The 16,060-nt window shown below is 61.7% G+C and carries 14 protein-coding genes; 4 read left to right on the top strand and 10 right to left on the bottom strand.

From position 1 onward, the window contains the following. Window positions 1-140 precede the first annotated feature (140 nt). Window positions 141-518, bottom strand: a complete 378-nt coding sequence (locus tag LOY70_RS05500) for an antibiotic biosynthesis monooxygenase family protein (RefSeq protein ID WP_265034039.1) — start codon at window positions 516-518, stop codon at window positions 141-143. 56 nt (window positions 519-574) lie between these two features. Next, the gene (locus LOY70_RS05495) at window positions 575-1,468 is read right to left on the bottom strand and encodes an NAD(P)/FAD-dependent oxidoreductase (RefSeq protein WP_265034038.1); all 894 of its coding nucleotides are present in this window, start codon (window positions 1,466-1,468) and stop codon (window positions 575-577) included. Window positions 1,469-1,574: 106 nt separating this feature from the next. Here LOY70_RS05495 and LOY70_RS05490 point away from each other — a divergent pair, with 106 nt between their 5' ends. Beyond that, complete coding sequence (locus tag LOY70_RS05490; protein WP_265034037.1) at window positions 1,575-2,234, top strand: TetR/AcrR family transcriptional regulator; 660 nt, start codon at window positions 1,575-1,577, stop codon at window positions 2,232-2,234. Window positions 2,235-2,301: 67 nt separating this feature from the next. Here the strand turns inward: LOY70_RS05490 and guaA are convergent, their stop codons facing one another. The 4 genes from guaA to LOY70_RS05470 all read right to left on the bottom strand — a co-directional run bounded on the left by guaA (window position 2,302) and on the right by LOY70_RS05470 (window position 7,104). Further along, complete coding sequence (gene guaA, locus LOY70_RS05485; protein WP_072408106.1) at window positions 2,302-3,879, bottom strand: glutamine-hydrolyzing GMP synthase; 1,578 nt, start codon at window positions 3,877-3,879, stop codon at window positions 2,302-2,304. A 79-nt stretch (window positions 3,880-3,958) separates the two neighbouring features. Then, window positions 3,959-5,428, bottom strand: a complete 1,470-nt coding sequence (gene guaB / locus LOY70_RS05480) for an IMP dehydrogenase (protein WP_265034036.1) — start codon at window positions 5,426-5,428, stop codon at window positions 3,959-3,961. 293 nt (window positions 5,429-5,721) lie between these two features. Further along, the gene (locus LOY70_RS05475; RefSeq protein WP_265034035.1) at window positions 5,722-6,270 is read right to left on the bottom strand and encodes a sugar ABC transporter ATPase; all 549 of its coding nucleotides are present in this window, start codon (window positions 6,268-6,270) and stop codon (window positions 5,722-5,724) included. A 66-nt stretch (window positions 6,271-6,336) separates the two neighbouring features. Then, entirely contained in the window at window positions 6,337-7,104 is a 768-nt protein-coding gene (locus LOY70_RS05470) for a sulfite exporter TauE/SafE family protein (protein ID WP_265034034.1), read from the bottom strand. Window positions 7,105-7,349: 245 nt separating this feature from the next. On the opposite strand from LOY70_RS05470, the gene xseA reads away from it, so the two are divergent. From xseA to leuA, 3 genes are all read left to right on the top strand, one after another. Further along, entirely contained in the window at window positions 7,350-8,729 is a 1,380-nt protein-coding gene (xseA, locus tag LOY70_RS05465; protein WP_265034033.1) for an exodeoxyribonuclease VII large subunit, read from the top strand. Between the two features lie 3 nt (window positions 8,730-8,732). Beyond that, window positions 8,733-9,554 (top strand): peptidoglycan DD-metalloendopeptidase family protein, encoded by an 822-nt coding sequence (locus tag LOY70_RS05460; protein WP_025212017.1) that lies wholly within the window; start codon window positions 8,733-8,735, stop codon window positions 9,552-9,554. 453 nt (window positions 9,555-10,007) lie between these two features. Continuing rightward, complete coding sequence (gene leuA, locus LOY70_RS05455; protein WP_265034032.1) at window positions 10,008-11,687, top strand: 2-isopropylmalate synthase; 1,680 nt, start codon at window positions 10,008-10,010, stop codon at window positions 11,685-11,687. 178 nt (window positions 11,688-11,865) lie between these two features. Here the strand turns inward: leuA and LOY70_RS05450 are convergent, their stop codons facing one another. The 4 genes from LOY70_RS05450 to der form a co-directional block, all read right to left on the bottom strand. Then, window positions 11,866-12,282, bottom strand: a complete 417-nt coding sequence (locus tag LOY70_RS05450; protein WP_265034031.1) for a hypothetical protein — start codon at window positions 12,280-12,282, stop codon at window positions 11,866-11,868. Window positions 12,283-12,349: 67 nt separating this feature from the next. After that, complete coding sequence (locus tag LOY70_RS05445; protein WP_265034030.1) at window positions 12,350-13,141, bottom strand: amidohydrolase; 792 nt, start codon at window positions 13,139-13,141, stop codon at window positions 12,350-12,352. Then, window positions 13,129-14,277, bottom strand: a complete 1,149-nt coding sequence (locus tag LOY70_RS05440) for a pyridoxal phosphate-dependent aminotransferase (RefSeq protein ID WP_265034029.1) — start codon at window positions 14,275-14,277, stop codon at window positions 13,129-13,131. Before LOY70_RS05440 ends, LOY70_RS05445 begins: the two co-directional genes overlap by 13 nt. A gap of 310 nt (window positions 14,278-14,587) precedes the next feature. After that, window positions 14,588-16,060 (bottom strand): ribosome biogenesis GTPase Der, encoded by a 1,473-nt coding sequence (gene der / locus LOY70_RS05435; RefSeq protein WP_265034028.1) that lies wholly within the window; start codon window positions 16,058-16,060, stop codon window positions 14,588-14,590.

Raw genomic sequence — 16,060 nt, 5'->3', positions numbered from 1 at the left:
GGCGAGAATGCTGATGCTGGCTTCGGTTTTTCTGGTCTTGGATATGTGCGCCTCCATGCTCATCTCCAATCTGTGCTCTCAAGCCGGCATCGACTGCTGGGCGAAGGTAACCGCCATCGCGCCTTGCCATATTTCTGGAGTCAGGCCGTGCAAAAGCCGGGGACGGCAACCTTCTGGAACAAGTGCGGGGTGGCTACGACGGATGACGGATAGGCCGAAACCTTCGCGACGAATTCGGGACGAGCGAAGGCATCGCGGAGCGTCTCGGTGGACTCCCACACCACATAGTTCAGGAACGTCGGGCTATCACCGATCGCTCGGTGCAGTTGGGTGGAGATGAAGCCCGGCTGCTGCTTCAGGGTTTCGCCCGCCGCCTTGAAGGCGTCCAGGAAGCCCGCTTCGTCGGCGGAACCGACCGTGAATATGTTGATAAGTACGATTGGCGCGGCCGAGATGCCGAGTTGGCGCTCAAGCGGGAATCTATCGTCTAGCGGCTTGAATTTCTTCAGGACTTCCATAGTGGCACTCGCGTCTATTGTGAAATTGAAATTGGCGTGATCGATGCTGCTTGATCTCAAACCAGCATCGACTGCTGGGCGGAGATGCCCGCCGTCGCGCCTTGCCATGATGCCGTGGTGACCGAGGGCATTCCGAGGCTGGCGAGGTCGCCGGCGGCGTAGATGCCGGGCACGCTGGTTTCGCGGCGCTCGTCGACCTTGAGGACGATGCCCTGGGGCGTATCGACCGTGGCGAGACCCAGCGATTCATGCAGGCGTGCGGACGGCTTGTTGCGCGGATGCGCGAACAGGATGTCGACCGCGACAGAGGGGCCGGCGTCGAGCCTGACGGTGGCGTTATGGCTCTCGTCATGGTCGATTTCGGTGACCCGGCCATCGACGACAGGGATGCCACGGCGCGCCAGATCGGCCCGGATGTCGGGCGGAATGTCGTGACCATTGGCGAAGACCGTCAACGTGTCAGTCCAATCGTGGTACAGCCTGACGTAGTTGTGCGACATTGGGCCGGACCAGACGAGGCCCCAATGCCGGCCGGCAACTTCAAAGCCGTCGCAATAGGGGCAAGGCACGATGGAAGTACCCCAGCCTTCTGCAAAGCCAGGAAGTTCAGGCATCTGGTCGGCGACGCCATAGCTCAGGATCAGGCGGCGCGCCCTGAGGGTTTCGCCCTCGCCCGTGAGGACGGAGAAATCGTCGATGGCGCCGGAGACGCTCTCGGCCCGGGCAGTGACCAGCCGGATCGTGGGATAGCGCGCCAGCTGCTGCCGCGCCTCGGCCAGGATCTCCAGCGGTGGCTTGTGGTCGTGGCCGAGCAGGCCATGGGAGTGGTCGGCGAAGCGATTGCGCGGCAGGCCGGTATCGAGGACGGTGACCTTGCGGCGGGCACGGCCGAGTTGCAGGGCGGCGGCAAGCCCGGCAAAGCTGCCGCCGATGATGATGACGTCATTCATGTTGATGGGCTCCGTACTGTGGAGGGAGGAGATTGGTTTGTACTTTTAAGATACTTTGAAGTACCATAATTCAAGAATTAGAATACTGTCAAGTACTGGAATTTTTATGACCGAAAACAGCCAGGCCCGTCGCGGCCGGCCCGCCAACGAGGCGCTTGGCCAAACTATAGTCGACGCTGCGGGCGAACTTTTTGTGGAGTTGGGTTTTCAAGCGACGACCATGGACAAGGTCGCCCAGCGGGCGAAGATCTCCAAGCTCAGCATCTATCGGCACTTCGAGAACAAGGAGGCGCTGTTCAGTGCGGCCATCGCGGCCCACTGCCATCAATTTGCACCGCAGGCCCTTATTGAAGGCGTCGGCGGCTCGGCGGCAGATCAGCTCATGGCGGTGGGAACATCCCTGCTTCGCACCTTGTTGAGCGCGGACGTGCGCAGTGTCGAAGCCATGATCATGGCCGACAAGACCAATCAAAAGTCGTTAAGCAAGCGCCAATACGAAGCCGGCCCCGCCTATGTCATCGCCCAGATTGAGGCCCTGTTGCGTCAGTTGCACGCGAAGGCGGTTCTGAACGTGCCCGACCCCCTGGGATCCGCCCGCTTGTTTGCCGCGCTTTTCAAAGGATCCGATCTCCTGATAATCGCGCGCTTCGATGAGGCCAGAGCAGAGGACGACAACGAAATCGAATCCTATTGCCGGTCGGCCGTCGCCATGTTCATCGCCGCGCACGCGACGCGAGCTGCGACCGATCAGACAATGCCAGGCTGAAACGCAAAAAGCCCGCAGTTACGCGGGCTTAGAGATGCTTTAGTGCCGGTCTATGCCGGACGCGGGATCATTCCCACTCAATCGTCGCCGGCGGCTTGCTCGACACGTCATACGTGACGCGGGAGATACCTTCGATTTCGTTGATGATGCGCCCGGAAACGGTTTCCAGCAGCTCGTACGGCAGGTGTGCCCAACGAGCGGTCATGAAGTCGATGGTTTCCACGGCACGCAGGGCCACGACCCAGGCGTAACGACGGCCATCGCCAACCACGCCCACCGATTTCACCGGTTGGAACACCACGAATGCCTGGCTGACCTTGTGGTACCAGTCGGCCTTGCGCAGTTCTTCGATGAAGATGTGGTCGGCGCGACGCAGCAGGTCGGCGTACTCCTTCTTCACTTCACCGAGGATCCGCACGCCCAGGCCCGGGCCCGGGAATGGGTGGCGGTAGACCATGTCGTAGGGCAGGCCCAGTTCCAGGCCGAGGCGACGCACTTCGTCCTTGAACAGTTCGCGCAGCGGCTCGACCAGCTTGAGGTTCATCTCTTCCGGCAGGCCACCGACGTTGTGGTGGGACTTGATCACGTGGGCCTTGCCGCTCTTGGCGCCGGCCGACTCGATCACGTCGGGGTAGATGGTGCCTTGGGCCAGGTACTTGATGTTGTCCAGCTTGCAGGATTCAGCATCGAACACATCGATGAAGGTGCGGCCGATGATCTTGCGCTTCTTCTCCGGGTCGGACTCGCCGGCCAGGTTGTTCAGGAACTGCTCCTCGGCGTTGGCGCGGATCACCTTGACGCCCATGTTCTCGGCGAACATGGCCATCACTTGCTCGCCTTCGTGCAGACGCAGCAGGCCGTTGTCGACGAAGACGCAGGTCAGTTGATCGCCAATGGCCTTGTGCAGCAGCGCAGCGACCACCGAGGAATCCACGCCGCCAGACAGGCCCAGCAACACGTTGTCGGTACCGACCTGGGCGCGAACCTGGGCGATGGCGTCTTCAGCGATTTTCGACGGGGTCCACAGGGCTTCGCACCCGCAGATGTCGAGGATGAAGCGCGACAGGATGCGGCCGCCCTGCTTGGTGTGGGTCACCTCGGGGTGGAACTGCACACCGTAGTAACGGCGATCATCGTTGAACATGCCGGCAATCGGGCAGCTCGGGGTGCTGGCCAGGATGTGGAAGTCTTCCGGCATCTTGGTGACCTTGTCACCGTGGCTCATCCACACGTCCAGGCCGAACAGGCCGTCGGCGTCGATGTGGTCTTCGATGCCGTCCAGCAGGCGGCTCTTGCCGACCACGTCGACGCGGGCGTAACCGAACTCACGCAGGTCCGAACCTTCGACCTTGCCGCCCAGTTGTTCGGCCATGGTCTGCATGCCGTAGCAGATACCGAAGACCGGCACGCCCAGGTCGAACACGGCTTGCGGGCAGCGCGGGCTGTCGGCTTCGTGCACAGACTCGGGACCGCCGGCGAGGATGACGCCTTTAGGCGCGAATTCGCGAATCGCTTCGTCATCCATGTCGAACGGATGCAATTCGCAGTACACGCCGATTTCACGCACGCGGCGGGCGATCAGTTGGGTGTACTGGGAACCGAAGTCGAGGATCAGGATGCGGTGAGCGTGAATGTCGAGGGCCATGACTCATTCTCATGTAGTGAATCAGAAACAACTCGGGGCTGAATGAACAGCCCCGGTGATTAACATTTTGCTGGAGGCCTTAACCTACGCGGTAGTTCGGCGCTTCCTTGGTGATCTGCACGTCGTGGACATGAGACTCGGCCATACCGGCGCCAGTGATGCGCACGAACTCCGGCTTGGTGCGCATCTCTTCGATGTCGGCGCTGCCGGTGTAGCCCATGGAAGAACGCAGGCCGCCCATCAGCTGATGGATGATGGCGCTCAGGGTGCCTTTGTACGGCACGCGACCTTCGATGCCTTCCGGCACCAGCTTCTCGGCACCCGCGGAGGAGTCCTGGAAGTAACGGTCGGAAGAGCCCTGGGCCTGGGACATGGCGCCCAGCGAACCCATGCCGCGATAAGCCTTGTAGCTACGCCCCTGGAACAGTTCGATCTCACCCGGCGCTTCTTCAGTACCGGCGAACATCGAACCCATCATCACGCAGGAAGCACCGGCTACGATGGCCTTGGACAGGTCACCGGAGAAACGGATACCGCCGTCGGCGATCAACGGTACGCCCGTGCCTTCAAGGGCTGCGGCGACGTTGGCGATGGCGCTGATCTGTGGAACACCAACACCGGCGACGATGCGGGTGGTGCAGATCGAGCCTGGGCCGATACCGACCTTGACCGCGTCGGCGCCGGCTTCGGCCAAGGCCTTGGCGGCCGCGCCGGTGGCGATGTTGCCGCCGATCACCTGCACTTCAGGGAAGTTCTGCTTGACCCAGCGAACACGGTCGATCACGCCTTTGGAATGGCCGTGGGCAGTGTCGACCACCACCACGTCGACGCCAGCCGTCACCAGAGCCGCGACGCGGTCACCAGTGTCCTTGCCGGTACCGACCGCAGCGCCTACACGCAGACGACCCTGGTCGTCCTTGCTGGCCAGCGGGTAAGCCTTGGCTTTTTCGATGTCGTTGACGGTCATCATGCCCTTGAGGGTGAATTTGTCGTCGACGATCAGCACGCGCTCGATGCGGTGCTTGTGCAGCAATTCGCGGACCTCGTCCTTGTTGGTGCCTTCCTTGACCGTGACCAGGCGCTCTTTAGGCGTCATCACTTGGCGGACGGTGGCATCCAGGCGATTCTCGAAACGCACGTCGCGGGAGGTGACGATGCCGACCAGGTCGCCATCGTGCAGCACCGGGACGCCGGAGATATTGTGCATGCGGGTCAGTTCGAACAGATCGCGAACCGTGGCGTCAGCCTCGATGGTGATCGGGTCCTTGACCACGCCAGCCTCGAACCGCTTGACCTTGCGCACTTCGGCGGCCTGCTGTTCGATGGTCATGTTCTTGTGGATGATCCCGATACCGCCTTCCTGGGCCATGGCAATGGCCAGACGGGCTTCGGTCACGGTGTCCATGGCGGCGGAAACCAGTGGGATATTCAGTTCGATGCCACGGGTGAGACGGGTTTTGAGACTGACTTCGTTAGGCAGTACCTCAGAATAACCGGGCACTAGGAGAATGTCGTCGAAGGTCAGAGCTTCTTGGCTGATACGCAGCATCGCGGGGGCTCCCGAGCGGGAAAATGGAAGCGCGCCATTATACTCATGGACCCCGTCTGGCTCAATGTAAAACTCTGTCTATTATTGGCGGGCTGATTGACGGGGCTAATCACCGCACTGTGGCTGTACACCGCCCCCCTGTGGCGAGGGGATTTATCCCCGCTGGACTGCGCAGCAGTCCCAAAGCAGTCGACTCATATACCTGATGTACCGCATAGCCTGGGTTTAGGGCCGCTTCGCGCCCCAGCGGGGATAAATCCCCTCGCCACAAAAGCAATCTCCAGTGTGCCTATCTACAACTCAACCCTCACCCAACTCACCGGCTGATCCAGCCAATCGGCGAATTCATCGAGAAAGTCCTGCTTGAACCCCGCCTCCAGCCAGTTGTTGAAGATGAATCCCAGGTTGGAAAAGCCGCAGGGCTGCAGGAACAGGAAGCCGTTGATGTCATCTTCGTGCCCACACTCGGGGCAGGTGAAGTTGTCGGTGCGCGCTGGCATCCAGTCTTCCAGGCTTTCGAACAGCGCCTCGCCGACTTCCTTACGGCACTCGGCACAGCCGGCCTCTTCGAGAAAGCCCTTGCCCGGCGTATAGATGCAGCGCTTGGTAATGATCTCCAGGCCATTGATCGCTTCGCCGAACGGCAAGGCCTCGGGATGCAAGACCACCGACCGAGCGCCAGGGGCGATGGCGTGGGCCATGCGATTGCCGGTGCGCCCGCAGGTGGTCAGTTGTTCTTCGACGATATTCTTGCGCACCAGCCAGCGCACGATCGCCCGGGCCCGGGGCTCGTGGACCGGCAGGGTGGAAATTTTCGGGACGATGATGCTTTGCGAATTCATGACGAGGCCTGGAGGTTCCCATGGGGGCGAATAAAGGCCGGCAGCTTAATCCCTGGCCGAGCCAGGTCAAGCACTCAGGTAACGCCCGATCAAGGCAATGCCGCTGGCGAGCACCAGCCAGGTCACCAAGCGCACGAACGCCTCGCGCGACATCCGCATCGTCAGGCGACGACCCACCCACAGCCCCAGCGCCATGGCCGGCAACAAACACAGCGCCAGTACCAGCAAGGGTAGCTCGGCATACACGCCTGCGATGATGAACAGGCTCAAACGCACCACGGTGCTGCAACTGATCAAGGCACTTTGCGTGGCCCGGGCCGGATCCTTGGGCAGGCGGCTGTTCAGGTAGATCGCATATAAAAAGCCGCCACTGCCAAACAACGCCCCGAACATCCCACCCACCGTGCCCATCGGGAACGCCCACAGCGACGACAACTGTGCCGGCCGGGTCTTGATCAACAGGCTGTAGATCGCATAGCTGCTGATGAACAGCCCCATCAACAGCAACAGCAGGTCGGACTTGAGGTTGAGCAGGAAAATCACCCCCAGGGTGCAACCCAGCGCCATGCACGGCAGCAATCGCAACAGCTCCGGCCGGGACACGTCCCGGCGCGACGGCAGCAGGTTGCCGAAGGCCGCGACAAAATCCAGCAGCACCAGCAGCGGGATGATCTTCGACAATGGCATGAACAGCAGCAGGATGGGCGCGGCCACCAGTGCCGTGCCGAACCCGGCGATGCCGAACACGATGTAAGCCAGGGCGATGGCCGAGCCGATCACCAGCCATTCCATGGGCGCGAATGCCCACTGGCCCAACCACGACAGAAGATTCATCCGGTACTTCCTTGATGAGGAAGCGGCGACTTTAGCCAGATGTGTCGGGGCATATCCAGCATTTGTGGTGACAGGTCCACCGCTATCGCGAGCAAGCTCGCTCCCACATTGGATTTCCATTGGATTCAAATGCTGTGTACGACGCAGAACCCTTGTGGGAGCGAGCTTGCTCGCGATGCAGGCGACTCGGTCTAATTCTCTGTACACATGGAGATTCAGCTACAAATGCCCTTATCATGCCGCCCATGATTAAAGATCCCTTTGCCCGACTGGGCCTGGACCGCGAGGTCCTGACTGTCAGCCAGCTCAACGGCCGTGCGCGGGTGTTGCTCGAAGACGTGTTCAGCAACATCTGGGTCGAGGGGGAAATCTCCAACCTTGCCCGTCCGGCCTCCGGCCATGTGTATTTCACCCTCAAGGACAGCGGCGCCCAGGTGCGTTGCGCGCTGTTCCGGCAGAACGCCGCGCGGGTGCGCCAGGCCTTGAAGGACGGACTGGCGGTGAAAGTGCGCGGCAAGGTTTCGCTGTTCGAGGGCCGCGGCGACTATCAACTGATCCTCGACACCGTGGAGCCGGCCGGCGATGGCGCCCTGCGCCTGGCCTTCGATGCCCTGAAGGAAAAACTCAGCGCCGAGGGCCTGTTCAGTGCCGAACGCAAGGTGCCGCTGCCAGCCCATCCACAACGCATCGGCATCATCAGCTCACCCACCGGCGCGGTGATCCGCGACATCATCAGCGTGTTCCGCCGTCGTGCGCCGCAGATCGCCCTGACCCTGATTCCCACCGCCGTGCAGGGCCGCGAAGCCACCGTGCAAATCGTCCGCGCCCTGAAACTGGCGGACGCCCGGGGTTTCGACGCGCTGATCCTGGCCCGAGGCGGCGGTTCCCTGGAAGACTTGTGGTGCTTCAACGAAGAAGCCGTGGCCCGGGCGGTGGATGCCTGCGTCACGCCGATCGTCAGCGCCGTCGGCCATGAAACCGACGTGTCCATCAGCGATTTCGTCGCCGACGTGCGCGCCCCGACCCCGTCCGCCGCCGCCGAACTGCTGGCACCGGATGCCGGCGACCTGGTGCGTCGGGTCGAAAGCCTGCACCGCCGGCTGGTGATGCGCATGCGTGACCGCCTGATGCGCGATCAACTGCGCCTCGAAGGCCTCACCCGGCGCCTGCGCCATCCCGGCGAACGCCTGCGCCAGCAAGCCCAGCGCCTCGACGACCTGGACATGCGCCTGCGCCGGGCCTTCGAGCGCAGCCTCAATACCCGCCGCGAACGCTTGATCCGCCTGGAAACCCGCCTGGCCGGGCAACATCCGGGCCGACACCTGGCGTTGCTGCGCCAGCGCCTGGACAGCCTGGCCGAACGCCTGCCCAGGGCAATGCGCGAAGGCCTGAAAGCGCGACGCGTGCAGTTGCACAACCAGATGCAGACGCTGCACATCGTCAGCCCCTTGGCGACCCTTGGCCGGGGCTACAGCATCTTGCTCGATGAACGTGGCCATGCGATCCGCAGCGCCGGGCAAACCCAGACCGGCCAGCGCCTGACCGCCCGCCTCGGCGAAGGCGAGCTGCTGGTGCGGGTCGAAGACAATCACCTGACGCCGGTCACCCTTTCTCTACTGGATTGATTCATGCCGCGATATCTCGCCCCACTGCTGTTGCTGTGCCTGACCTTCAACGCCCACGCCGACAGTTACATCAGTCGCCTGTTGAACAAACCGGTGCCCGGCGGCGTGGCCGTGGTGGACCTGGGCAGCGCGGCCCAGGCGCCGAAAGCCAGTTACCAGGGCAAGCCGGTGCTGGTGGTCAAGGAACAGGACAACTGGCTGGCGATTGTCGGCATTCCCCTGACGGTCCAGCCCGGCACCCAACAGATCAGCAGCGGCGGCGCGACGCAGCCGTTCGTGGTCGGTTATAAAAAGTACCCCGAGCAACACATCACCCTGAAGAACAAACGCCAGGTCAACCCGAACCCGGCGGACCTCAAGCGCATCGATGCTGAGTTGGCGGTGCAATTGAAAGCCTACCGCAGCTTCAGCCCGAACATCCCCAGCAACCTGTTGCTGGACAAGCCGGTCAACGGCCCGCTGTCGAGCAAGTTCGGCGTGCGTCGTTTCTTCAACGGCGAAGAGCGCAACCCCCATGCCGGCCTGGACTTCGCCGTGCCCGCCGGTACGCCGATCAAGACCCCGGCCGCCGGCAAGGTGATCCTCACCGGCAATTACTTCTTTAATGGCAACACCGTGTTCGTCGACCATGGCCAGGGTTTCATCAGCATGTTCTGCCACATGTCGAAGATCGACGTGAAGGTCGGCCAGCAGCTGGCCCGGGGCACGGTGGTGGGTAAGGTCGGTTCCACGGGTCGGGCGACCGGGCCGCATATGCACTGGAACATCAGCCTGAATGATGCGCGGGTGGATCCGGCGATTTTCATCGGAGCGTTTCAGCCCTGAGGTTTGTGCAAGGCTACTGGCCTCTTCGCGAGCAAGCTCGCTCCCACAAGGGTATTTCGGCATTCTGAAAAACGCCGCTGTACCTGTGGGAGCGAGCTTGCTCGCGATGACGGCAGCAGCATCACCACCTCCCCATGGATTGCCAAGCTCCAAACATCGACGCAATAAAACTACAATTTTCCGAAAAGCTCGCGATTAAATCTCGCAAACCCGCCTAAAAACAGAACTTCTCTCAATTTTTTCCGACTGCTTGCGATCCTTCCCCCACGCGGTTAGGGTTGAAGGCATGAAAACCTCTCACACCCTCATCCAGCTTCGCCAGCACCGCAGCCTGTGCCTCGTCAGCGCACGACTGCCGGGCTGAATCGCGGCACCTCGTCCCGGCTGTGAAGCCACCCCCATCGAACCACCGGCAGGCCGCCTTTTTCCGGCCACGACAATAAGGATTCCCTGATGAGCATGCTCAAAGACCCGTCTTCCAAATACCGCGCCTTCCCGACCATCAACCTGCCGGATCGCACCTGGCCGTCGAAGACCATCACCGCCGCGCCGATCTGGTGCAGTTCCGACCTGCGTGACGGCAATCAGTCGCTGATCGAGCCGATGGACGCGGTCAAGAAGCTGCGCTTCTGGAAAACCCTCGTGGCCGTGGGCGTGAAGGAAATCGAAGCGTCGTTCCCAGCCGCTTCCCAGACCGACTTCGACTTCGTGCGTACCCTCATCGAAGAAGGCCACATCCCGGACGACACCACCATCCAGGTGCTGACCCAGGCCCGTGAAGACTTGATCGCCCGTACGTTCGAATCCCTGCGCGGTGCGAAAAAGGCCATCGTCCATCTGTACAACGCCACCTGCCCGTCGTTCCGCCGCATCGTGTTCAACCAGGACAAGGAAGGCGTGAAGGAAATCGCAGTGAACGCGGCCAAGCTGTTCGTCAAATACGCGGCGCAGCAGCCAGAAACCCAATGGCAATTCGAATACTCGCCAGAAACTTTCAGCGCCACTGAGCTGGAGTTCGCCAAGGAAGTCTGCGACGCGGTGATCGAAGTCTGGAACCCGACGCCTGAACGCAAGGTGATCCTCAACCTGCCGGCCACCGTGGAAGTCGCTACCCCGAACATCTACGCCGACCAGATCGAGTGGTTCCACCGCAACATCACCCGCCGTGACAGCGTGCTCATCAGCCTGCACACCCACAACGACCGTGGCACCGGCGTGGCCGCCACCGAGCTGGGCCTGATGGCCGGTGCCGACCGCGTCGAAGGCTGCCTGTTCGGCAACGGCGAACGCACCGGTAACGTCGACCTGGTGACCGTGGCGCTGAACCTCTACACCCAAGGCATCAACCCTGGGCTGGACTTCTCCGACATCGACGGCGTGCGCAAAGTGGTCGAAGAGTGCAACCAGATCCCGGTGCATCCACGTCATCCATACGTGGGCGACCTGGTTCACACAGCGTTCTCCGGTTCGCACCAGGACGCGATTCGCAAGGGCTTCGCCCAGCAGAAATCCGACGGTCTGTGGGAAGTCCCGTACCTGCCGATCGACCCGGCCGACATCGGCCGCAGCTACGAGGCGGTGATTCGCGTCAACAGCCAGTCCGGCAAGGGCGGCATCGCCTACCTGTTGGAGCAGGAATACGGCATCAGCCTGCCACGCCGCATGCAGATCGAGTTCAGCCAGGTGGTGCAGCGCGAAACCGATCGCCTGGGCCTGGAAATGACCGCCCAGCAGATCCACAGCCTGTTGCAACGCGAATACCTGCAAGCCAACACCCCGTACGCGCTGGTCAGCCATCGCCTGCAGGAAGAGAACGGCAACAGCGCCGTAGAGGTGGAAGTGGCCAGCAAGGGCCAGGGCGAGACCAACCTGCACTGGCGCGGCAAGGGCAATGGCGCGCTGGAAGCCCTGGTGGCCGGCCTGCCGATTCCGGTGGAGATCATGGACTACAACGAACACGCCATTGGTGCTGGCACCAACGCCAAGGCCGCGGCCTACATCGAACTGCGGGTTAACGGCGAGCGTGCGGTGCATGGCGTGGGTATCGATGAAAACATCACCACCGCCAGCTTCAAGGCCCTGTTCAGTGCGCTGAACCGCTCGCTGAGCCAGCCAGAAGCCAAGGCAGCCTGATTCCTGGGCTGAAATGCAAAAAGGCCCCGGGGTGTGAACCCTGGGGCCTTTTTGTTTGGCTGATGGTTGGGTGCTGACTGTACTGGCCTCATCGCGAGCAAGCTCGCTCCCACAGGGTTTTGCATAACCCCGTGGGAGCGAGCTTGCTCGCGATGAGGCCTGTCAGGCAACCAAACTGTCAGGCATGGGTGTCGACAGAAACGGTCATGGCCTGCAACAACGACGCCCGCAGGGTTTGCAGCATCGCCTGGGTACCCATGATCTGGGTCTGGATGGCCATGGCCTGCTGAGCCTTCAGCTCTTCGTTGGCCTGGCTCTTCTGCACCCGGGCCAGTTGGGCTTGCTGCTGGGCCAGCAGTTTTTCGGCCTGCTCGATCTGCTTTTTCAGTTGTTCGATGATGTCCCCACTACCGCTGGACGGAGCACCGGCGACATTCGCGCCGCGGGTGTCAACCTGCAGGGTCTTGTCCTTGTCGTCGCCGGTTTCGGTGGACGATACGGGGCTGAGCGCTTGTTCTTCCTGCGCCCCTTTGATCGAGACTTTAGGGGCCGAAAGCGGATACGGGTTAACGGTGGTTGCGTTGATACTGGTCATGAGCATTCTCCTTGGCTGACCGTTTATCGGCACGCAACACCATTCCTGAAGAGCTGAATCGTTTCAATTAGATGAATTCGAAGTCGTCGGCATCCAGGTTCGCGGGAAACCGCGTGCGATACGCCGCCAGGTCCGCCGCGTTCAAACACACCGTGAACACCCCGTCTGCCTCGCCCGCGCTGAGCAAGGTCTCGCCCTGGAAATCCAGCACCTGACTGTCACCGGTGTAGGCAAAACCCTTGCCGTCCGTACCGATGCGGTTCACTGCCGCCACGTAGCACAGGTTCTCGATGGCCCGGGCCGGCAGCAGTCGGTTCCAATGCTGACGCCGGGCACCCGGCCAGTTGGCGGTGTACAGCAACAGGTCGGTGTCCTCGGCGTCGCGGCTCCAGACCGGGAAACGCAGGTCGTAGCAAATCAGCGGACGAACCCGCCAACCCTTAAGTTCGAACAATACCTGGCGCTCACCCGGCGTGTAATGGTTGTGCTCCCCCGCCATGCGAAACAGATGACGCTTGTCGTAATGCAGCACTTCACCGTCCGGCCGCGCCCACAGCAGGCGATTGCGATGGCTGCCGTCGGCGGCCTGAATGATCACACTGCCGGTGATGACCGCATCCAGCTTCGCCGCCTGGGCCTTGAGCCACTTGTGCGACGGACCGCATTCCGGCTCCGCCAGGGCCTCGGACTCCATGGAAAACCCGGTGGTGAACATTTCCGGCAGGATGATCAGGTCCGCCCCACGCGCCTGCTCCAACAAACCTTCGAAGTGGGCCAGGTTGGCCTGGCGGTCGTGCCAGGCCAGGGTGGTCTGGATCAAGGCGACATTGAGATTGGGCAACGCGCTCAAATCACGCATAGTTTTTCCGCCGCTTCGCGCAGCGTCTCCTCGCGTTTGGCAAAGCACAGGCGCACCAGGCGCTGGCCTTCGGGCGGGCTCTGGTAGAACACCGAGACCGGGATCGTCGCCACGCCGTGCTCACGGGTCATCCAGACCGCCATGTCGACGTCATTCAAGTCCGGGCGGATTTGCGAGTAATCCACCAACTGGAAATAAGTCCCGGCCACCCGCTTGAAACTGAATCGCGACGGAGCCAGCAGATCGCAGAACAGGTCGCGCTTGGCCTGGTAGAAGTCCGGCAGTTCGTCGACATGCTCCGGATGCTCGGCCATGTAGTCGGCTAACGCGTACTGCAACGGCGTCACACCGCAGAAGCTGACGTACTGGTGCACCTTGCGCAACTCTGCCGTCAGGGCCGCTGGCGCTACCACGTAGCCGGTTTTCCAGCCGGTGACGTGGTAAGTCTTGCCGAACGAACTGACCACGAAGGCGCGGCGGTACAGTTCTTCGTGGGCCAGGACGCTGGCGTGGGAAACGCCGTCGAACACCAGGTGTTCGTAGACCTCGTCGCTGATCAGGTAAATGTCGCGGTCGCGAATCAACGCCGCCAACTGATCCAGTTCGGCACGACTGATGAGGGCGCCGCTGGGGTTGTGGGGGCTGTTGAGGATGATCAACCGCGTACGTGGGCTCAGGGCTTCGCCGAGCTTCTGGAAGTCGATGGCGAAGTCCTCCAGGCCCAACTGCACATGCACGCAGCGCCCACCCGCCAGCTGCACCGCCGGCTCGTAGCTGTCATAGCAAGGGTCGAACACGATCACTTCGTCGCCACTGTGGACCACGGCGGCAATGGCACAGAAAATCGCCTGGGTCGCGCCGGGGGTGACGGTGACTTCCTGGTCGGCATCGACACTGACACCATAACTGCGGGCGATCTTCGCCGCGATCTGTTGGCGCAGGGCCGGCAAACCGGTCATGGGCGAATACTGGTTATGGCCTTGGGCAATATGCCGGCCGACTGCATCGCGCAGGGCCTGGGGACCATCGAAATCGGGAAATCCTTGGGACAGATTGAGCGCGCCGGTCTGCGCGGCGAGCTGGGACATCTGGGTAAAGATAGTGATGCCGACATTCGGCAACTTGCTGGTGATCATCGAGGGTTCCCTGGGTCTGCACCCGGCTCTGGTGCGGCGCGGGAGAGGTCGAGGATAGCCCAATCGCCGGGCATGAAAAAGGGTGCCCTAGGCACCCTATTATCAAGCATCCCGACACAGAACCCTGTGGCGAGGGGATTTATCCCCGCTGGGTTGCACAGCAACCCCAAAGCAGTGAATTCAATCTACCTGACACACCGAGCTGTGGGTATTAGGGCTGCTTCGCAGCCCAGCGGGGATAAATCCCCTCGCCACAGGTTCTGTGTGCTGTCTCAGTCACTGTGGGCAACGCCCTTCAGTGAGCAGCCAATCAACGCTTGTCACGACGCTTCTTGTCAGCCTTCTTGTTGTGCGACATCAAGCGGCGCTTCTTGTTGACCTGGCGGTCGGTGAGCGTGTTCTTGTTGCCTTCGTACGGGTTCTCGCCACCCTTGAATTCGATGCGGATCGGCGTGCCGACCAGCTTCAGGACGCGGCGATAGGTGTTTTCCAAGTAACGGACGTACGACTTGGGCACCTTCTCGATCTGGTTACCGTGGATCACGATAATCGGCGGGTTGGCACCACCCAAGTGGGCGTAACGCAGCTTGATCCGGCGGTTGTTGACCATCGGCGGGGCGTGCTCGCCAACGGCGTCTTCCAGGATCTGGGTCAGGCGGTTGGTCGGCCAGCGGGTGACCGCGGACTTGAACGAGTTCTGCACCGAGGCGTAGAGGTTGCCCACGCCCGTGCCGTGCAGGGCCGAGATGAAGTGGATGTCGGCGAAGTCGACGAAGAACAGCCGGCGCTGCAATTCGACCTTGACGAAATCCCGTTCGCTCGGCGTCATGCCGTCCCACTTGTTGATCGCGATGACCAGCGCACGACCGGCTTCCAGGGCGAAACCCAGCAGGTTCAGATCGTGGTCGACCACACCCTCGCGGGCGTCCATCACGAAGATCACCACGTTGGCGTCTTTGATCGCCTGCAGGGTTTTGACCACGGAGAATTTTTCGACTTCTTCGTGGATCTTGCCGCGCTTGCGTACACCCGCGGTGTCGATCAGCGTGTACTTTTCTTCGTTACGCTCGAACGGGATGTAGATGCTGTCACGGGTGGTGCCGGGCTGGTCATAGACGATGACCCGGTCTTCGCCGAGCATGCGGTTGACCAACGTCGACTTGCCCACGTTGGGACGGCCAATGATAGCGATCTTGATCCCGTCTTTTTCGCTCGGGCCCGGAATGCGCTTGGCCTCCTCACCTTCGGCAACGATCTCTTCTTCGCCGTCTTCCGGCTCGTCGGCGTCATCCTTGGGGAAATCCGCCAGGGCGATTTCCAGCATCTGGGTGATGCCGCGACCGTGGGCACCGGCGATCGGGATCGCCTGGCCCATGCCCAAGGGTGCGAATTCAGCGCGGGCCATGTCCGGGTCGATGTTGTCGACCTTGTTGGCAACCACGTAGGAACGCTTGTTACGTTTGCGCAAATGCTCGGCGATCATCTGGTCGGCGGCGGTAAAACCGGCCTTGGCGTCTACCAGGAACAGCACCACATCGGCTTCTTCGATGGCGAGCAGCGACTGCTCGGCCATTTTTTCGTCCATGCCGTGTTCATCACCGGAGATGCCGCCGGTGTCGACCAGAATATAGGTACGCCCTTGCCACTTGGCCTCACCGTATTGGCGATCACGGGTCAGACCGGACAAGTCGCCGACAATGGCGTCGCGAGTCCTGGTCAGGCGGTTGAACAAGGTGGACTTGCCGACGTTCGGTCGGCCCACCAGGGCGATTACGGGAACCAT

The organism is Pseudomonas sp. B21-054 (genome assembly GCF_026016345.1).
GTDB lineage: Bacteria > Pseudomonadota > Gammaproteobacteria > Pseudomonadales > Pseudomonadaceae > Aquipseudomonas.
The sequence above is the reverse complement of the archived record's forward strand: the minus strand, read 5'-3'. Positions and strand labels throughout refer to the sequence as shown.